Raw genomic sequence first — 17,035 nt, 5'->3', positions numbered from 1 at the left:
TGCCGTGCAATTCGATCGTTCCAGGAGTTCGATGACCACACGTACCGAAGCACCCCCGGAGTCACCGGAGGGTGCCGACACGGGCACGCCGCTCGCATTGTCCGCACTGCTCGCGGGGACGCTCGTCGGAACCTTGAGCAACAACATCATCAATGTTCCTCTTGCACAGATCCTTTCGTATTACGACTCGTCACTGGAGGACGGGGCGTTGCTCGCCGTCGCCTTCCTGCTCACGTTCGCGGCATCGATGCCGCTCGCGGGGTATATCGGTGATCGCTTCGGCCGGCGCCGCGTGTACTGCGCGGCCCTGCTCGGCACCGCGGTGTGTGCCGCGGGAGCAGCGACAGCACCCAGTCTCGAGATTCTGATCGGGTGGCGTGCGCTCGGAGGTGTCGCCGCAGCGGCATTCGCACCCGCGGTGATGGGACTGCTCGCCTGGCTGTTCGGCCCGCGACGTCGCGCCCGCGCGGTGGGCGCGTGGGCGACGGTCAACGGAATCGGACAGGCAATCGGCCCTTCCCTCGGAGGACTCATCGCGGGCAACTGGGGATGGCGCTGGGTCTTCGTCCCGCTGATTCCTATCGCGCTGATCGGGCTCGCGGGAACGCTGCGCTGGATTCCTGCATTCCCGGGACGACCGATGCGGCTCGACGTACTGGGCGCCGCCACCCTCACCATGGGTTCGGCCGGAATCATTCTGGGTCTCAGCATGTTCGGAAAATCGGGCGTTCCTGTCGGCATGGCGTGGGCGAGCCTCGCGGTGTCGGTCCTGGTGCTCGCCTGGTTCACGGTCCATTGCCTGCGCGTGCGCGTGCCGTTCGTGGACGTACGTCTGCTCACCGAAAGCCGTTTCGCCCGAAGTTCGGTCGCCTCGTTCGCTCAGATGTTCTGTCTCGGAACAGCTCTTCTGGCGGTTCCGCTACGGCTCTCGGCCACAGGCGTGTCCACAACGACGGCCGGGATGATCCTGTTCTCCCTTCCCGCAGTCATGGCCGTCCTCGCCCCGCTGATCGGCCGCATCACGGACCGGGTCGGTGCTCGGCGGGTATTGCGGTGCGGATTGACAGTCCTCGCCGTCACCCAGTGCGCCCTGGCGGCCGTCCTGGGCGCGAACGACCCGGATCCGTGGCTGGTCGCCGGCGTACTCGCGCTGACCGGAGCCGGAATCGCGGCCGTGCAGACCCCCGCGGCGGCGGGATCCACCCGATCGCCTGCCGGGGCGCAGGGAACCGGACTCGGAGTGTTCAACCTCATCCGCTTCGGTGGTTCCGCCGTCGGTGCGGCGTGGGTGACCATCGGACTCGGGTCCTGGTCGGTCAGCATCGTTTTCGTCGTCTGCGCGCTGGTCGTGGGCAGCGCGTTCGCCGCCACTTTCCTCGGACGCGACCCCGAGGACGTGGAAGACGTCGCGGTGACAGGCGCCGCGCTCAGAGATAGTTGATTTCGCGTTCCACTGCGGTGTGCAGGTGGTCGAGAAGTTCCAGACGGACGGCAAGCCACGCCGTGAACTGGTTCTCGGGGGCCCGGACATCCATCGCCATCGCCCGCGAAATCCGGTCCAGTTTCGACAACATGGTGTTCCGGTGCACGTCGAGTTCGCGCGCGGCCGCATTGACGTTTCCGCCGGCACCGAGATAAGCCACGAGCGTGTCGTACAGATCGCTGCCGGGCCGGAGCGAGCCGAGTACGTCCTCGACGAAACGCCTGCTCCGCTCCGTCTCTGCGACGAGTTCGAGGACACCGTATCCACGCAGGTCGTGGTAGGAAACCGAGCCCGACATCCCCATCCGTTGCCCGATCCCGAGGGCCACACGGGCCTGCCGGTAGCTCTCTCGGATCTGGTCGGCACCCGCGGCGGGGGTCCCGTGTGCGACCGGCACCGGACGACCACGACGACGCGACAGGTCGGCCGAGACGGCATCGGCGAACTCGGCGATCTCGGCCTCGGCGTCGCGTGCATCGCGGTACCGAAGCGAGCGCACCACCACGAGTACGTCACCGATCACAGTGACGTAGGAACGGACGGAGGGGTGCGGAAGCACGCTCGCCGCGTAGCGGGCGAGCCGAAGCAACCCGCCTGGCCCCTCGGTGCCGGAGACGGCCGGATTCTCGTCGTATCCTGCGGCGACGAATACCGCAAAGGTCGAGGTGAGGTCGATGTCGTGGTACTCGGCGCGCGCCTGCATGTCGTGCCGACTGGCGAAGCTTCCGTGTACGAGCGCCTGCACGAAGTCGCCCCGCGCACGCTCCTCCGCTTCGTCGACGCTGCGCTGGCGCAGCATCTCCGAACCGATGATTGCGGTCGCCTGGCCGGTCACCACTGCGTGCCGAGCGAGGTCGTGCGGGCCGGGTGTGGAACCGCCGGCCAGAACCACCACCCATCCCTCGAAGCGTTTGCCGAGCCGGATGGCGCTCGCGGTACACGTCCAGTGCACCCCGGCCACCGTCGCCTCGACCACGCGCGTGTCGTGATGCCCCCTCCCGTCCGGTGAGGTCGGCCCGGATACGGCGCGGATGCGCTCGGCGATCTCGTCGATCGACGCCGGGTCGATGCCGTGATGCGCCACGGCATGACCACGCGCATCGAGCGCCACCGCAGGGTGCTGTGCGAGCGACGACACCTCCTTGATCAGAAGGGTGAGCCCGGCGCCGCGGTGAAGCAGACCCGCGAGCACGGAATGCACATGAGCGGAGTAGCGCATGACGTGCACTTCCTGCATCAGGCTTCGCTCGGCGAGCAGCCTGTTGAGCGCAGCGAAACCGACAGGCAGGTCGAGTTCCACGACAGGCAGACCCGGCGGCCAGGAGGCGATCGCCGCGGGAAGCGCGCCGTCCACGACGAGGCATGCCGCGCCGCGCGCCGCGACGGCGGATACGGCCTGAAGATTGGCACCCAGCACTTCGGGGCGCACATACACAGCAACCCCCGCCAGCTCGTCGTACCTGCCGACCACTTCGCCGAGGGGCAGCACCCAGGTCAGTGCCCGGTCGAGTGCGTCGTCTCCCTGCACGACACGAGCGTCCGCCATCAGCGGTTCATCGAGAAGACCACGGACGGTCAAGCGGGGGCTCGGTTCCACGGCAACCTGCTTCCATCGAAGGTGAGGGCGCCGGACCGATTCCGACGTCATGCACTTCCTACATGAGCTACCAGAGACACCCCCACCCGGAACATGTGCAGTGTGTACACCGACCACCCCGCCTTCGCGGTGATATTGACCCTCCCACTGTGCGCGGTGCGCTGTTAGAAATATGCCACGCCCCCGGCAGCGAGCCTCTCGACCCGACGCCCTTCCGCCCATTCGGGCACTCGTTCGCAACGACCGTTCCGACCTCGACCCCGAAGTGGAGAACCATGCATCGAATTCACCGAATCACTCTCGACGACGCACTGCCCCTGCTCGCCGCCGGACGCGCGAAGGCCGAAGAAATCGGCGTCAAGCAGACGTTGTGCGTATGCGACGAAAGCGCGAATGTCATCGCGCTGCACCGCCTTCCCGGAGCGCGCCTGACCGGAGTCGACATCGCCATCGCGAAAGCATTCACGGCTGCGGGGCACGAGCGCGCCACCCATTTGTTCAACGAGGCACCGGGCGGTCCGGCACTCCCGGGCAATGAAGCATTCGGTATCAGCCACATGCTGCCCGGTAAGTTCGCGATCTTCGTCGGCGGGTTTCCGCTCGTCTACGACGGTCAGATCGTCGGCGCGGTGGGGATCAGCGGCGGAAACGGCGAGCAGGACAAAGCCGTCGGAGCCGCAATGCTCGCCGAATTCGACGCGTTGGTCGCAGCCGGCACGCACTGACCCGTGCACATCGACCCGACGCACGGTCTCTTCCGGCCATTGTGGCCATGGCACCGCCCCTTCTCGTACACCTAGGCTTTTCATACCGAAACACGCTGTATCAGCGGTGGTTTCGGACCCGCAACGCCGCGGGACATTCCAGGACGGCATCGACCGCACGACCACCTGTGAAAGGCACATCTCATGACCGAACTGCTCGGACGCGACGATTTCCGCGCCGCACTCGAAAATGCCATCAAGGGACGGGAAGCCAAGAACGCGTCGTTCAGCAAGGCGTGGGCCGAGGGCAAGCTCGAGAAGCATCACTTCGCCCGGTGGGCAGAAAACCACTACCACTACGTGGGCCCCTTCGCCGACTACCTCGCAAACATCTACTCCAACACACCCGACCACTACACCGACGCGAAGGACTTCACCCTTCAGAACATGTACGAGGAGGAACTCGCCGACATCCGGCACACCGATCTCCTCATCAAGTTCGCGGAGGCCTGCGGCACCACGAAGGAACGGGTCGAAGACCCGAACAACATGAACGCCGTGACGCGCGGACTCCAGGCGTGGTGCTACGCGGTGTCCCAGCGTGAGCACTTCGTGGTCGCCACCGCGGCACTGGTCGTCGGGCTCGAGTCCCAGGTGCCGAGCATCTACAAGAAGCAGATCGTCCCGCTCCGCGAGGTCTACGGGTTCACCGAGGACGAGATCGAATTCTTCGATCTGCACATCACGTCCGACGTCGTGCACGGTGAGCGCGGCTACCAGATCGTCCTGGACTGCGCCGACACACCCCAGTTGCAGCAGCGTTGCCTGCAGCTCGTGCGGTGGGGTGCGGAGATGCGTTTTTCGTACACCAAGGGCCTGTACGACTCCTACGTCGCGCCGGACCTCGAACTGGCATCCGTCTGACCCCACTACCGGCGGGCGGACGGTGACGCACGACCGCGAGCGGGGAGCGGGAGCCTCCACCGGACTCCCGCTCTCCTCTGCACGAGCGACAGGAGAACCATGTCCACCGACGCCACGAGCACCGGCACAGGCCCACAGACGTGGGTTGCCGTCGCCACGATGAAAGAACTGACCCGCCGCCGCAAACTGCGCGTAGAAGTGGACGGCCTCGCGATCGCGCTGTTCCACACGGAGGGCCGCGTCTACGCCTTCGCCGACCTGTGCGTGCATCAGGACCGCTCTCTCGTGAAAGGCACCCTGCTTCACGGCCGGGTGATCTGCCCCGGGCATCAATGGCGGTTCGACCTCGACACCGGGTACGAGGAGGACCAGGACCTCTGCCAACCGACATACCCGGTGCTCGTCGACGGAGACACCGTCCACATCGCCCCCGTGCCGCGACGCGGCGCCGGCACCTCCGAGAAGGAAGGCACCACATGACCGTTCGCACCGTGGTAACCGTCGGCGCCGGCCAGGTGGCCGCCGGCGCCGCACGCACCCTCCGTCGCCGGGGCTTCGACGGCCGCATCGTCCTGCTCGGCGACGAACCTCACGCGCCGTACCAGCGCCCGCCGCTGTCCAAGGAATTCCTCGCGGGCCGCGAGGTGGCCGAGTCGCTCTCGCTGTTCACACCCCGGTGGCTGGACACCAACGACATCGACATCCGGACCGGTGTCACCGTGCGCCGCATCGACACCACGACCGGGACCGTCGAATTCGACGGCGGATCCGTCGCAGCCGACGCCGTCATCCTCGCGACCGGAGGACGGCCCCGAACCATCGAGTCGACAGGCCCCCGGCCCGACCTCGTCCACTACCTGCGCACCCTCGACGACGCCCTCGCCCTCGCCCCGCGCCTCGTCCCCGGATCCCGGCTGATCGTTGTCGGCGGCGGCTTCATCGGACTCGAGATCGCGGCGACCGCACGGTCGCTCGGGGTCGAGGTGACCGTGGTCGAGCAAAGCGCGAATCTTCTCGGCAGCGTGCTGGGCCGGCAGGTCGGCAGCTGCTGCGCAGAACTGCACCGCCGCAACGGCATCGACCTGCGTACCGGAACCGGCGTTGTCACCGTGACCACGTCCGACCGGGGCGTGTGCGTCACCACGACGGACGGCGACACGATCGAGGCCGACACAGCGGTCGTCGGCATCGGCATCGTCCCGAACACCGAGGTCGCCGCCGCGAGCGGCCTGCCCGTCGACAACGGCATCGTGGTCGACGAACACGGCCGCACCTCGATCCCGAGCATCTACGCCGCAGGTGACGTCGCGAATCGCTTCTCACCCCGGGCGGGGCGACACATTCGCGTGGAACATTTCGACAACGCCAACCGCCAATCCGCTGTGGTCGCCGACACGATCGTCGGACGGACATCACTCTCCGACGACCCGCACTGGTTCTGGTCCGACCAGTACGACACCAACATCCAATTCGCCGGAACACCGGTGGGTACAACCGACTTCGTGTTCCGCGGCGACGCCGAGACGGGTGAGTTCTCCGTCTTCTACCTTGCCGGTGACACTCTCACCGCCGCCTTCGCCATGGACCGCGGCGAAGACATCATGGCTGCCCGCGAACTACTCGGGCGACAGGTCGACCCCACGCGCCTCGCGGACGAAGACACCGACCTCTGGGAGATGTACGAAGAAGTGGAGCCCGCATGACGATCGCCGGACTGAACCATATCGACGGACGCTGGGTACCGGCAGCGTCGGGCGCAGTGTTCGAGCGGCGCAACCCGGCCGACGAATCCGACCTCGTCGGAGTGTTTCCCGACTCGGATGCGGTCGACGTACGCAACGCTGTCGACGCGCTCGACAAAGCCGCGCCCGAGTGGGCTGCGACCGCCCCCGAGCGCCGCGCCGCGATCCTCGAGGCCGCGGCAGACCACCTCACAGCCCAGGCGAGCTCCCTCGTGGAAGAACTGATCCGCGAGGAAGGCAAGACACGGACCGAAGCCACCATGGAGGTGAGCCGCACACCGATGAATCTCCGGTTCTACGCCGGCGAGGCCACCCGCGCGACAGGTGCGACATTCCCTGCGCCGGCACCGACAACGGTGTACACCGTGCGTGAACCGATCGGGATAGTCGGTGCCATCACGCCATGGAACTTCCCGCTCAACATCCCGTCCCGCAAACTCGGTCCTGCGCTCGCAGCGGGAAACACCGTGCTGTTCAAGCCCTCCGAGATCACACCGCTGATGGGGCAGCGCCTGGTCGAGGCATTGCTCGCAGGAGGTCTTCCTGCAGGCGCGATCGCTCTCGTCCAGGGCGGAGGGGCAGCGGGTGCTGCCGTAGTCGAAGACCCTCGAGTCGCAGCAGTGACGTTCACCGGGTCCACTGCTGTCGGGCGGTCGATACACCGCAGCGTCGGCCCGGAGCGCCGGGTGCAGCTGGAGATGGGAGGCAAGAACCCGGTGGTGGTGCTCGCCGACGCCGATCTCGATGCTGCTGCGGCACTCATCGTCAAGGGCGCATTCGGGTTGTCGGGTCAGGCCTGCACCGGAACCAGCCGGGTCGTCGCCGTTGACGAAATCCATGACGCGCTGCTCGGCAAGGTCGTAGCGCGCACCGAGGCACTGATCGTCGGGATCGGTGCCGACGCCGCCATGGGGCCCCTCGCGAGTTCGTCTCAGCTGGCCAAGTTTCTCGAATACGTGAAAATCGGTGTCGACGAGGGCGCCGACCTGGTGTGCGGTGGAACGCGTTGTGAGGTGGGCATTCTCCGCAACGGGTTCTTCGTCCGGCCGACGGTGTTTGCGAACACCTCCCCCGGGATGCGACTGCTGACCGACGAGATATTCGGTCCGGTACTGGCGTTCCAGCGCGCCGCATCGTTCGACGAAGCCCTCACCCTGGCGAACGACGTAGCGTTCGGGCTCAGTGCCTCGGTCGTCACCAAGAACCTCTCCGACGCTCACCGGTTCGTTGCCGGATCCCGCACGGGGTTGGTGAAGGTGAATCAGCCCACCACCGGAATGGCGATGAACGCTCCGTTCGGAGGATACAAACAGTCGAGCACCCAGACTTTCAAGGAGCAGGCGGGCCCAACCCTCATGCAGTTCTACCAATCCGAGAAGACCGTATATCTCTCGCCCGACGCCTGACGGCACAGCACGGCGTACACCACATGCCTGGAGGAAGACCATGGAGTTCAAGCGAGTGGCCCGTTCCGGGCAGGTAACCGAAGGCATCGTTCGCCGGTTCTACGCCGACGACTACGAGTTCGCCATCTCCCGGCTCGACGGCAAGGCATACGCGACGTCCAACTACTGTTCCCACCTCGACTGCCTGTTGTCGTCCGGGAAGCTGGTTCAGGATGGAATCGGATGCTCCTGTCACGGAAGCGCGTTCGATCTCGAAACCGGTGAACCCATCTGTCCGCCGGCGACCGAGCCGATCAAGACGTACCCCTGTGAGGAACGTGACGGCGAGATCTTCGTCGGCATCGATCCCGCCGAGCCCCCGGAGGGCCCCCGCCGGCGCCGGATGCGGTCGGCATGACGTCGCGAAGCATCCGCCCGGCGACGCTGGCGACCGGCGGTATGGTCGCCTCGAGTCATCCGCTCGCAAGCCAGGCGGGGGCACGAGTGCTCGCCGACGGCGGCAACGCGGTCGATGCGGCTCTCGCGATGGCCGCAGTCACGTGGCTGACCTTGCCCGGGCAGTGCGGGATCGGCGGCGACGCATTCGCCGTGGTGCGTGAGCCGGACGGTTCCGTATGGACTGTCAACGGCAGCGGGTACGGACCGGACGGAGGGACACCGGACTTCTACCGCGACCGGGACCTCTCGGCAATTCCGCTGGACGGCGCGCTCGCCGTCGCTGTGCCCGGTGCACCCGCGGCCCTTGCCACGCTCCACGAGCGCGGGGCGACCATCCCGTTGGCCGATCTGTGGGAACCGGCCGCACGGATCGCCGAACGGGGACTCCCCTGTTCCGCGAAGACCCGCGCCGACGTACAGGCCGCACTGCAGGCTATCCGCGCCGACGCCGGGCTCGCGTCGGTATACACCGCGGCAGGTGCCGCCCCACGCGTCGGTGATCGTCTGCCTCAGCGGGACCTGGCGCAGACGATCCGCACACTTGCCCGGAACCCCGGGTCTTTCTACAGCGGAGACCTGGCCGAACGGTGTGTCGCTGCTGTCACGGATTCCGGGGCGCCGTTCACAGGCGACGAATGGCAAGCATGTGCCGTGGCGCCCGCCGAAGCGTCACTGACCGGGACGTATGCGGACGCGATTGTGCACCAGACTCCACTGCCCACACCTGGATGGATGGTGCTGCAGCAAGCCGCGCTGTGTGACGGCGGGTTGGACCCGGAGCGCTGGCTGGGCACCTCGGCGATCGACCGGATGGCACGAGCGGCGGCGATCTCCTTCGAAGACCGCTTGCGCTGGTGTAGTTCCGAGAACGACGGCGCCGAGAGAGCGCTGGCTCCCGCGAACATCAGTGCGGGCCGGGCACGGCTCGCAGAGCGCGAACCCACGGGTGCATTCTCCGTATCGGACGGCGATACGACATCGCTCGTCGCCGTGGACGGCGAAGGACGAGCCGTGTCCTTCATCCATTCGCTCGCGTTCACGTTCGGGGCGAAGCTCACCGTGCCGGGAACCGGCATCGTCCTCAACAACCGGCTCGGACGCGGTGCGTATCTGATCGACGGTCATCCGAACGAGGTGTCCCCGAGACGAAAACCTCTGCACACGCTCAATGCATGGATCGTCACCGGCACCGACGGGCGGCTGATGCACGCCGGCAATACGCCGGGCGGCGACGGCCAGGTGCAATGGAACATGCAGTTGCTCTCCCATCTGCTCGATTACGGACTCGATCCGCAGCAGGCAGTGGAGGCCCCGCGATTCACGGTGTTCCCCGGCTCCGACGCAGACACCCTCGGGAAGGCTCCGGAATTGCGCATCGAAGCGCGCGTCCCCGACGACGTTCGGCGGTCGCTGGAGAACAAGGGCCACCGACTGAGAGTTCTCGACGCGTACGGCGCCGAAGGCAGCGCACAGATCATCTCGTTCGACGAGCGGGGAGTTCTGCTCGGCGGCAGCGATCCACGGCAGGAAGGAGTTGCTCTCGGTGTCGAACGATACTGAAACGGAAGCGAGTTCGGCTCCGGCGCCGCAGGGCCGCTACGTCGCGGCGGTCCTTGCCGGCGGGACCGTCAGGACTGCGGGAATGACGCCGCGCCGCAATGGAGCACTGACCGTCACGGGGAAGGTCGGCACGGATCTGACGGTAGCGGAGGCACGGGCTGCGGCAGCCGTGGCCGTGCGCAACGCACTTTCCGCCGTACGGTCGGTGCTGCCCTCCGGCAGCAGCTTTCGTCCGGTGGAGATGGTGGTCTACGTCGCCGCAGACGATGGGTTCACTGCGTTGTCTGCGGTAGCCGACGGTGCGTCGGATGTCATCGCCGAGGAGCTGGGCCCGGAGAATCTCCCGGCACGCAGTGCCATCGGGGTATATACCCTCCCCGGAGGCGCGCCGGTCGAAATCTCCCTCACCGCCACCGTTCGCTGACCCGCATGCAACACGAGCGTCACATTCCCTACAAGGTGCACATCAAAGCTGCCTCCCCATAGCCGTTTTCGCTGTTGACGAGGGGTTTGCCGGGGATCAGTATCGTGCGACACCGGGGCGACGCGTGATCGACGGGAACGTCGTTGTACGGCCCGGCCTCCATTTCCTCACTCGCTGTGCGAGTTCGATAGAAGGAGCCGTACGTGACCGCTGCGCACCTCGTGTTTCTGCTGGGCCTCGCGTCCTTGATCGTGGCGATGGCGCTACGCAAGAACGTCATGATCCCAGCGATAGTCGCGACGTTGGCGACGGCCTTCGCATTCAGTGGGAGCGTCCCGAACGCGATCATGTCGGTCTTCCGGGCAACCATCACAGCCGGTACCGCACTGTTCGAGATCTTCATCGTCATCGCTGCCGTGACATCGCTCCTCGCAGCGATGCGCGCGATCGGCTCCGACGACCTGATGGTGCGTCCTGTCAGCCGGTGGATGGTGAACGGCCGCGTCGCGTACATCGTGCTGTTCGGTTTCACGTATCTCCTTTCGCTGTTCTTCTGGCCCACCCCGGCACTGGCCCTGATCGGTGCGGTTCTTCTCCCCGCCGCGCTCAAGGTCGGCCTGCCACCGCTCGGCGCCGCCGTTGCCCTCGCGATCTCCGGACAGGGAATGTCCATCGCGTCCGATTACGTGATCGGCCTGGCACCCTCTATTTCCGCAAGTGGCGCAGGCGTCCCCGCCGACGACATCGCCGACCGTGCCCTGGTGATCTCACTTGTCGTCGGACTCACCGCCGCAGTGCTCGCGTACATGCTGACCGTGCGCCCCCAGATGCGAGCGCGCGCGATGTCCGACGCCGAACCGGACGGCGAAAGCGACGACGCCGAAGGCGGCTCCGGAAATGCGCCCGCCGAAGCACCGTCCGGTGGCGGACCGGAACGAAGCCTCACCGACACGTCCGGTCCGGCCGGGTCGGCCACCTCCGCAGACGTCCTCGAGGTGGAACTTCCGGGCATGGAGGACGACGGCACACGACTCACCGATCGCCCGCAACTCACCCGCGCGTGGGCTATCGGCGTACCGGCGGCGTTTGCAGCGGTACTTGTCTACATGCTCGTCGGGCGTTTCACCGATCTCGTGCCCTGGGAAGACGGCGCGGGTGCATCACTCGTCGGCGGCGCAGCGCTCGTGCTAATGGCGCTCGTGACGATCACCTCCCGCCGGTCCGAGGCTCTCGAATTCTGCGCCACACATTTCATCGACGGCCTGTCCTACGCGTTCAAGGCCATGGGGATAATCCTCCCGATCGCGGGTTTCGTGTACATCGGTATTCCCGATTACTCGGGTGCCGTGCTCGGCCTGGGTGAAGACGTCACGCCGCCTGCGTTCCTCTTCGACACCGTGGAAATGGTGCAGCCGTACATCCCTGACAACGGTGCATTCGTAGCCTTCAGCATGCTCTTCATCGGCATGGCGATCGGACTCGACGGTTCGGGATGGGCGGGCCTTCCGCTCACAGGTGGACTCGCTGCTGCGCTTGCCCCGCAATCGGGCATGGACACTGCGACTTTGGCTGCGATCGCGCAGAACGGCGCCACCTGGACCGGCGGCGGGACCTTGGTGATCTGGTCGTCGTTGGTCGTGGTCGCCGGATTCTGCCGGATACCGGTGACAGAACTGGTGCGCCACCTCGTCGTGCCCGTCATGGCCAGCCTTCTGCTCGCCACCGGGGTCGCGGTCGTCATCTGGTAACCGAACACTTCGCACCCATAGATTTCGAGACGAAAGGCATACTCATGGACTCCGTCCCGTTTCGCTACGATCCGGCGCGGTGCGCACTGGTCGTCATCGACATGCAGAACGATTTCTGCTCCCCCGAGGGCTCCTTGGCGCACGCGGGTTTCGACGTCACCGCTGCGGTCGCGATGACGCCGAGGCTGAACCAACTCATCGCCACGGCACGGACGGCCGGGGTACGGGTGATCTTCGTACGTACCGAACACGACGAGACCACCGACACCCGCCAGTGGCTCGGAAGGGTGGGGGACGGCCCCGACACGGCCCGCACCGGTATCACCTGCCGTACAGGAACCGCCGGGGCGGACTACTACGGCGTGACGCCGCGCTCAGGGGACGTGGTGGTCACGAAGAACCGCTTCAGCGCATTCGTGGGCACGAATCTCGACCTCACCTTGCGTTCCCTCGGGATCGATTCGCTGCTGTTCACGGGCGTTGCTACAGAAATCTGCGTCGAGTCGAGCCTGCGTAGCGCGCTGTTCCACGAGTACTGGGTCTCGCTCGTCGACGACTGCGCCGCCACATACAGCCGAGCCGCACACGATGCGTCCGTCTCCGTCGTCGCACAGAACTTCGGCACCGTAGTCACCGCCGAAAAGCTCGAATCGTTCTGGAGCACGGTGTCGCCGGGGTGACGTGGCGGCTCACCTCCGGACCGATTCCGCGGTGTTCCCAGTTCCGTGGAACCGCCCCGCGGGCGGTTCGACGGACCGGAAACGGGTAACCGCGAGATCGAGTTCGCATGTCAGGAGGCGCCGTGTCCGCAACAGAAACCACCCGTCGCAATCCCCGGATGCCGTCCGCGGTGTCCGGCCGGCTGTCGATTTTCGACCGCTTCGCCACCCGGGTCGGGGATCTCACGGCGCACGCATGGTTCTTTGCGTTCTGCGTCGTCCTCGTGCTCGTGTGGGCGCCGTCGTTCCTCGTGCTGGGGAATATCGACACCTGGCAACTGATCATCAACACCGCCACCACGATCATCACGTTTCTCCTGGTGGCCCTGCTGCAGAACACCCAGAAGCGGTCCGACGACGCCGTTCAGCACAAGCTCAACGCCATCGCGGACGCGCTCGCCGATCTGATGGAACAACTCGCCGATCAGCGGCCGGAGCTGACCAAGGATCGCAAGGAATTGCAGCGGGCCGTGGGACTCGAGACCAAGGAAGGTGTCTGACCCGCCGCTATTTCTCGTCGAGTCGCTTCGCTCCCAGGATGTCCTCGAGCAGTTCGATCGCGACATCTTCGGGGTCGCGCCGCGCCGAGGGATCGCCCGGGGTGGCAGCCTCGGCGAACATCTGCTCGACGTCCTCGGGTGTCACCACAGACGGGTCCGGGGGCGGGAGCGGCACGTAGCCCGGCTCGAGTCCGGGGTCGTCGGGCAGGTCGGGCGCTTCGGGCGGCGGGATGTCGTCGTCGGGCGGCGCCGCGGAGGCATTCTGCGGAGACCCCTGCGGTCCGGACGGCGCCGGGGAGGGGGCAGGTGTCTGCTTCGCCTGGCTCGGACGGGAAAAGCGAGGCTGCCCGGACTGCTTCGACTGTGCTTGTGCGGGAGCGGTTGTGACCGGGGCGGCCGGTGCAGACCCGTGCAGGCATGTGACTTCGAACGTGCCGCCGAAGACGTCGCCGAGGGCGGCGGCGATCACGAACGCGTTGCGAGGCTCGGCCAGTCGCTTGACCAGCGGCGCAGAGTCGTGGACGAGGACGACGCGGTTACCGTCGACTTCGCGCACCGTCGCACCGGACAACATGACCTCGACGGTGCGGCTGCGGTCTCGCACCTTCGCCCGGACCTCGGACCACACCGCGCGGATCGCGGCGGCGTCGGGTCCTGCCGCTACCGGCGCGGGGACCTCGGACACCTCCGGCGACAGCGGCTGTGCCGCAGCCGGATCCGGCTCGGGAGTACGCCGGGGTTCCGGAACGGCGTCGGGTTCCGGCGTGCCGGACGGGCTGTCTCCGGCCCGGACCGCATCTTGCGCGGGAACCGGCGGGGCCGGCTGTCGGTCCCGCACGGGGGGCGACACCGGGTCGGGCTCGGACGGAGCAGGCGGGGATGCCGGGACCGTGGTGTCGGGCTGCGAAGGCGGCGTCGCCTGGCGCTGGGACGGCCGCCGGAATCGGGTCGCGGCCTCGTCCGGCGCTCCCGCCGGTTGCGGCGGGACGACGGCATCTGCCGGCGTCTCTCGTTCCGGAGCGGTGCCGCGGGCCGGTGCGGCGGCGGGCCGCGCCGCGACCATGCCTTGCTCGAGCCGTTCGAGTCGTTGCAGCACAGCCGAATCCGTATCGGAGGCGGCGGGAAGCAACATGCGGGCGCACATCACTTCGAGCAGCAGACGCGGCGCGGTGGCACCTCGCATCTCCCCCAGTCCGGCGTGGACGATCTCCGCGTAGCGGGTGAGCGTGGCCGGTCCGATCCGCGACGCCTCGTCGCGCATCCGCTCGAGGACGTCACCCGGAACGTCGATCAGGCCGCGCTCGGGAGCATCGGGGACGGTGCGCATGAGAATCAGGTCGCGGAACCGCTCGAGAAGGTCGACGGCAAATCGCCGCGGGTCGTGACCGGCGTCCATGATCTTCTCGACGGTGCCGAACAGCGCCGCGCCGTCTCCGGCCGCGAGGGCATCGACTGCCTCGTCGATGAGCGCGACGTCGGTGACGCCGAGAAGCGACAGGGCCCGCTCGTAGGTCACGCCCTCCGGTCCGGCACCGGCCAGCAGCTGATCCATCACCGACAGCGAGTCGCGTGGGGAACCGCCCCCGGCACGAATCACCAGCGGGTAGACCGCGTCGGCGACCGGGACGTTCTCCCGCGTGCAGATCTCTTCGAGCAAGCCGCGCATGGCGGTGGGAGCGAGCAACCGGAACGGATAGTGGTGGGTACGCGACCGGATGGTCGGCAGCACCTTTTCGGGCTCGGTGGTCGCGAAGACGAAGATCAGATGCTCGGGCGGCTCTTCGACGATCTTGAGCAGGGCGTTGAAGCCCTGCGTGCTGACCATGTGCGCCTCGTCGATGATGAAGATGCGGTAGCGCGACTCGGCCGGCGCATAGAACGCGCGGTCGCGGAGTTCGCGGGTGTCGTCCACGCCGCCGTGACTCGCGGCGTCGAGTTCGGTGACGTCGAGGTTGCCTCCCCCGCCCGGACTGAGCGCGATGCACGACCGGCAGGTACCGCACGGCGTGGATGTCGGTCCCTTTTCGCAGTTGAGCGAACGGGCAAGGATGCGGGCGGACGATGTCTTGCCGCATCCGCGCGGACCCGAGAACAGGTAGGCGTGGTTGATACGGCCGGTATCCAGGGCGGTGCCGAGGGGAACGGTGACGTGCTCCTGCCCCACCACCTCGGCAAAGGTCGCGGGTCGATATTTCCGGTACAGGGCCACGCGCCGAGAGTACCGGCGCGGGCCGACACATGAGCAGGTCGGTCTCCGCGTCGCCGGCACATCCCCTGGTCCCGGCCGCGCGGGAGAGGCGTTGCGTGGGTCAGTTCATATCCGACCCTTGACGTAACGATATATCGCGTTCTATCTTGATCGTATCCACAGGAAGGGAGTGCACCTCATGCGCATCCACGGATTCCCCCACGGCGCGCGTCGCGCCGGACACGATCACGACTTCTTCCCCGACGGCCCGTTCCGTCCGGACGGTCCGCAGCGGGGCACGCCGCAACACCCCGGAGGAGGGCCTCATCCCCGGCCGCATCGCGGCGGACACCCACCCCGCGGCGGACGCAGGGGCCGTGCTCAGCGCGGCGACGTGCGCGCCGCCGTCCTGATGCTGCTCACCGACGAGCCGATGCACGGCTACCAGCTCATGCAGGCCATCGCCGAACGCACCGGCGGGGCATGGCGGCCCAGCCCGGGTGCCATCTACCCGACCATCGCCCAACTCGAGGACGAAGGACTCGTCGTCGTCGACAAGAACGGCGGACGCAAGCTCGTCTCGCTCACCGACGAGGGCCGCGCTCTCGTCGAAGACCCGGAGAACGTCCCCACAGACCCGTTCGAAGGCCACACCCGCGAAGCTGAGACACCGGACCTGCGTGCAGCCCTGCACGGGTTGCAGCACGCGGCACGGTCTGTCGCCGTGACCGGGACCGACGCGGACGTCACCGCGGCCCACAAGGTGCTCACCGATGCCAAGAAGGCGCTCTACCGCATTCTGGCGGAAGACGACGGTACGACCGCGTCGCCCGAGAGCGACTGAGTTCGACGGTGACCGAGTTCGACGCGGCCTGCGCTCAGCTCCCCGCGAACATCCGGATGCGCTGCTCCCGGCTGCGCTCGAGATGCGCGCGCATGTGTTCGCGGGCCGCGGTCTCGTCGCGCGCCCGGAGTGCGTCGAGGATCTGGGCGTGCTCGTCGTTGAGCAGGTCGGGCTCGCCGTAGTTCGACGGCGGGCCGGAATCGTAGATCCGGAGTTGGGTGGTCAACCTCACCAGCAGCGCCGTGATCGTGGAGTTGTGCGCCGCCTGCCACAGCGCCTCGTGGAACCGGAAGTTTCCCGTTCGCACCGCGACCTCGCCCGTCGCATGGCAACACGAGTCGTGAAGTCGCTCCAGACGGGCCAGATCCAGGTCGGTGTGCCGGATGGCAGCGGCACCCGCAGCCTCCGACTCGAGCGCCACTCGCGCGGCGTAGATCTCGATCACGTCCTCGGGCGTGCCCGAACGCACCCGGAAACCGCGATTCGCGCGTTCCAGCAGACCGTCGTGGGCGAGCCAGTTCAGCGCTTCCCGGATCGGCGTGCGCGACGCGCCGTACGTCTCGCTGAGCTGAGTCTCGTGCAGAGCCGCACCCCGCGGGAACTTGCCGGCGAGGATGTCCGAGCGCAGACGCAGGTACTGCTTGGACGTCTGGTCGTCGCGCCCGGTCGGCGGCACTACGAGGAGCGAACTCCCCAACTCTGCCGCAGTGTCCTGCTCGGTCATGTGTGCCCCCGTGTGCTGATCCCGGTGTGTCCGC

At 67.1% G+C, this 17,035-nt stretch carries 16 protein-coding genes; 13 read left to right on the top strand and 3 right to left on the bottom strand.

Features of this window, described 5'->3' with window-relative positions; all coding sequences use genetic code 11:
• The first annotated feature begins 31 nt into the window (after positions 1-31).
• A complete protein-coding gene (locus HF877_RS18065) occupies positions 32-1,441 on the top strand; it encodes an MFS transporter (protein ID WP_169622579.1) in 1,410 nt (469 codons plus the stop codon).
• Here HF877_RS18065 and HF877_RS18060 read toward each other — a convergent pair.
• Entirely contained in the window at positions 1,428-3,131 is a 1,704-nt protein-coding gene (locus HF877_RS18060; protein WP_206037305.1) for a helix-turn-helix domain-containing protein, read from the bottom strand. The genes HF877_RS18065 and HF877_RS18060 overlap by 14 nt on opposite strands.
• A gap of 224 nt (positions 3,132-3,355) precedes the next feature.
• On the opposite strand from HF877_RS18060, the gene HF877_RS18055 reads away from it, so the two are divergent.
• The 11 genes from HF877_RS18055 to HF877_RS18005 all read left to right on the top strand — a co-directional run bounded on the left by HF877_RS18055 (position 3,356) and on the right by HF877_RS18005 (position 13,245).
• The gene (locus tag HF877_RS18055) at positions 3,356-3,805 is read left to right on the top strand and encodes a heme-binding protein (RefSeq protein ID WP_169622578.1); all 450 of its coding nucleotides are present in this window, start codon (positions 3,356-3,358) and stop codon (positions 3,803-3,805) included.
• A 183-nt stretch (positions 3,806-3,988) separates the two neighbouring features.
• Positions 3,989-4,708, top strand: a complete 720-nt coding sequence (locus HF877_RS18050) for an iron-containing redox enzyme family protein (RefSeq protein WP_169622577.1) — start codon at positions 3,989-3,991, stop codon at positions 4,706-4,708.
• A 99-nt stretch (positions 4,709-4,807) separates the two neighbouring features.
• Positions 4,808-5,188: a Rieske 2Fe-2S domain-containing protein gene (locus HF877_RS18045; RefSeq protein ID WP_169622576.1), complete on the top strand. Its 381-nt coding sequence runs from the start codon at positions 4,808-4,810 to the stop codon at positions 5,186-5,188.
• Complete coding sequence (locus HF877_RS18040; RefSeq protein WP_169622575.1) at positions 5,185-6,411, top strand: FAD-dependent oxidoreductase; 1,227 nt, start codon at positions 5,185-5,187, stop codon at positions 6,409-6,411. The genes HF877_RS18045 and HF877_RS18040 overlap by 4 nt, the downstream gene beginning before the upstream one ends.
• Complete coding sequence (locus HF877_RS18035) at positions 6,408-7,856, top strand: aldehyde dehydrogenase family protein (RefSeq protein ID WP_169622574.1); 1,449 nt, start codon at positions 6,408-6,410, stop codon at positions 7,854-7,856. Before HF877_RS18040 ends, HF877_RS18035 begins: the two co-directional genes overlap by 4 nt.
• A gap of 40 nt (positions 7,857-7,896) precedes the next feature.
• Positions 7,897-8,253 (top strand): non-heme iron oxygenase ferredoxin subunit, encoded by a 357-nt coding sequence (locus HF877_RS18030; RefSeq protein WP_169622573.1) that lies wholly within the window; start codon positions 7,897-7,899, stop codon positions 8,251-8,253.
• The gene (locus HF877_RS18025; RefSeq protein WP_169622572.1) at positions 8,250-9,854 is read left to right on the top strand and encodes a gamma-glutamyltransferase; all 1,605 of its coding nucleotides are present in this window, start codon (positions 8,250-8,252) and stop codon (positions 9,852-9,854) included. The genes HF877_RS18030 and HF877_RS18025 overlap by 4 nt, the downstream gene beginning before the upstream one ends.
• Positions 9,838-10,278, top strand: a complete 441-nt coding sequence (locus HF877_RS18020) for a RidA family protein (protein ID WP_169622571.1) — start codon at positions 9,838-9,840, stop codon at positions 10,276-10,278. Before HF877_RS18025 ends, HF877_RS18020 begins: the two co-directional genes overlap by 17 nt.
• 203 nt (positions 10,279-10,481) lie before the next feature.
• On the top strand, positions 10,482-12,026 hold the full coding sequence (locus HF877_RS18015) for a permease (protein WP_169622570.1): 1,545 nt from the start codon (positions 10,482-10,484) through the stop codon (positions 12,024-12,026).
• A gap of 44 nt (positions 12,027-12,070) precedes the next feature.
• Entirely contained in the window at positions 12,071-12,706 is a 636-nt protein-coding gene (locus HF877_RS18010) for a cysteine hydrolase (RefSeq protein WP_169622569.1), read from the top strand.
• Between the two features lie 158 nt (positions 12,707-12,864).
• Entirely contained in the window at positions 12,865-13,245 is a 381-nt protein-coding gene (locus tag HF877_RS18005; protein WP_169622634.1) for a low affinity iron permease family protein, read from the top strand.
• 7 nt (positions 13,246-13,252) lie between these two features.
• Here HF877_RS18005 and HF877_RS18000 read toward each other — a convergent pair whose 3' ends face one another.
• Positions 13,253-15,454, bottom strand: coding sequence for a DNA polymerase III subunit gamma and tau (locus tag HF877_RS18000; RefSeq protein ID WP_169622568.1), 2,202 nt, complete (start codon positions 15,452-15,454; stop codon positions 13,253-13,255).
• Positions 15,455-15,632: 178 nt separating this feature from the next.
• Here HF877_RS18000 and HF877_RS17995 point away from each other — a divergent pair, with 178 nt between their 5' ends.
• Positions 15,633-16,277 (top strand): PadR family transcriptional regulator, encoded by a 645-nt coding sequence (locus tag HF877_RS17995; protein ID WP_169622567.1) that lies wholly within the window; start codon positions 15,633-15,635, stop codon positions 16,275-16,277.
• A 34-nt stretch (positions 16,278-16,311) separates the two neighbouring features.
• Here HF877_RS17995 and HF877_RS17990 read toward each other — a convergent pair whose 3' ends face one another.
• Positions 16,312-17,001, bottom strand: coding sequence for a GntR family transcriptional regulator (locus tag HF877_RS17990; protein ID WP_169622566.1), 690 nt, complete (start codon positions 16,999-17,001; stop codon positions 16,312-16,314).
• Positions 17,002-17,035 lie beyond the last annotated feature (34 nt).

Origin of the sequence: Rhodococcus sp. BL-253-APC-6A1W, assembly GCF_012843405.1 — a bacterium.
In the GTDB taxonomy this organism is placed as follows: domain Bacteria; phylum Actinomycetota; class Actinomycetes; order Mycobacteriales; family Mycobacteriaceae; genus Rhodococcus.
This window is presented reverse-complemented; position numbering and strand designations above follow the sequence as displayed.

Bases quoted from the DNA above. Each gene is read 5' to 3' on its own strand.
- HF877_RS18065 (WP_169622579.1), top strand. From the start codon at position 32: ATGACCACACGTACCGAAGCACCCCCGGAGTCACCGGAGGGTGCCGAC.
- HF877_RS18060 (WP_206037305.1), bottom strand. From the start codon at position 3,131: ATGACGTCGGAATCGGTCCGGCGCCCTCACCTTCGATGGAAGCAGGTT.
- HF877_RS18055 (WP_169622578.1), top strand. From the start codon at position 3,356: ATGCATCGAATTCACCGAATCACTCTCGACGACGCACTGCCCCTGCTC.
- HF877_RS18050 (WP_169622577.1), top strand. From the start codon at position 3,989: ATGACCGAACTGCTCGGACGCGACGATTTCCGCGCCGCACTCGAAAAT.
- HF877_RS18045 (WP_169622576.1), top strand. From the start codon at position 4,808: ATGTCCACCGACGCCACGAGCACCGGCACAGGCCCACAGACGTGGGTT.
- HF877_RS18040 (WP_169622575.1), top strand. From the start codon at position 5,185: ATGACCGTTCGCACCGTGGTAACCGTCGGCGCCGGCCAGGTGGCCGCC.
- HF877_RS18035 (WP_169622574.1), top strand. From the start codon at position 6,408: ATGACGATCGCCGGACTGAACCATATCGACGGACGCTGGGTACCGGCA.
- HF877_RS18030 (WP_169622573.1), top strand. From the start codon at position 7,897: ATGGAGTTCAAGCGAGTGGCCCGTTCCGGGCAGGTAACCGAAGGCATC.
- HF877_RS18025 (WP_169622572.1), top strand. From the start codon at position 8,250: ATGACGTCGCGAAGCATCCGCCCGGCGACGCTGGCGACCGGCGGTATG.
- HF877_RS18010 (WP_169622569.1), top strand. From the start codon at position 12,071: ATGGACTCCGTCCCGTTTCGCTACGATCCGGCGCGGTGCGCACTGGTC.
- HF877_RS18005 (WP_169622634.1), top strand. From the start codon at position 12,865: ATGCCGTCCGCGGTGTCCGGCCGGCTGTCGATTTTCGACCGCTTCGCC.
- HF877_RS17995 (WP_169622567.1), top strand. From the start codon at position 15,633: ATGCGCATCCACGGATTCCCCCACGGCGCGCGTCGCGCCGGACACGAT.
- HF877_RS17990 (WP_169622566.1), bottom strand. From the start codon at position 17,001: ATGACCGAGCAGGACACTGCGGCAGAGTTGGGGAGTTCGCTCCTCGTA.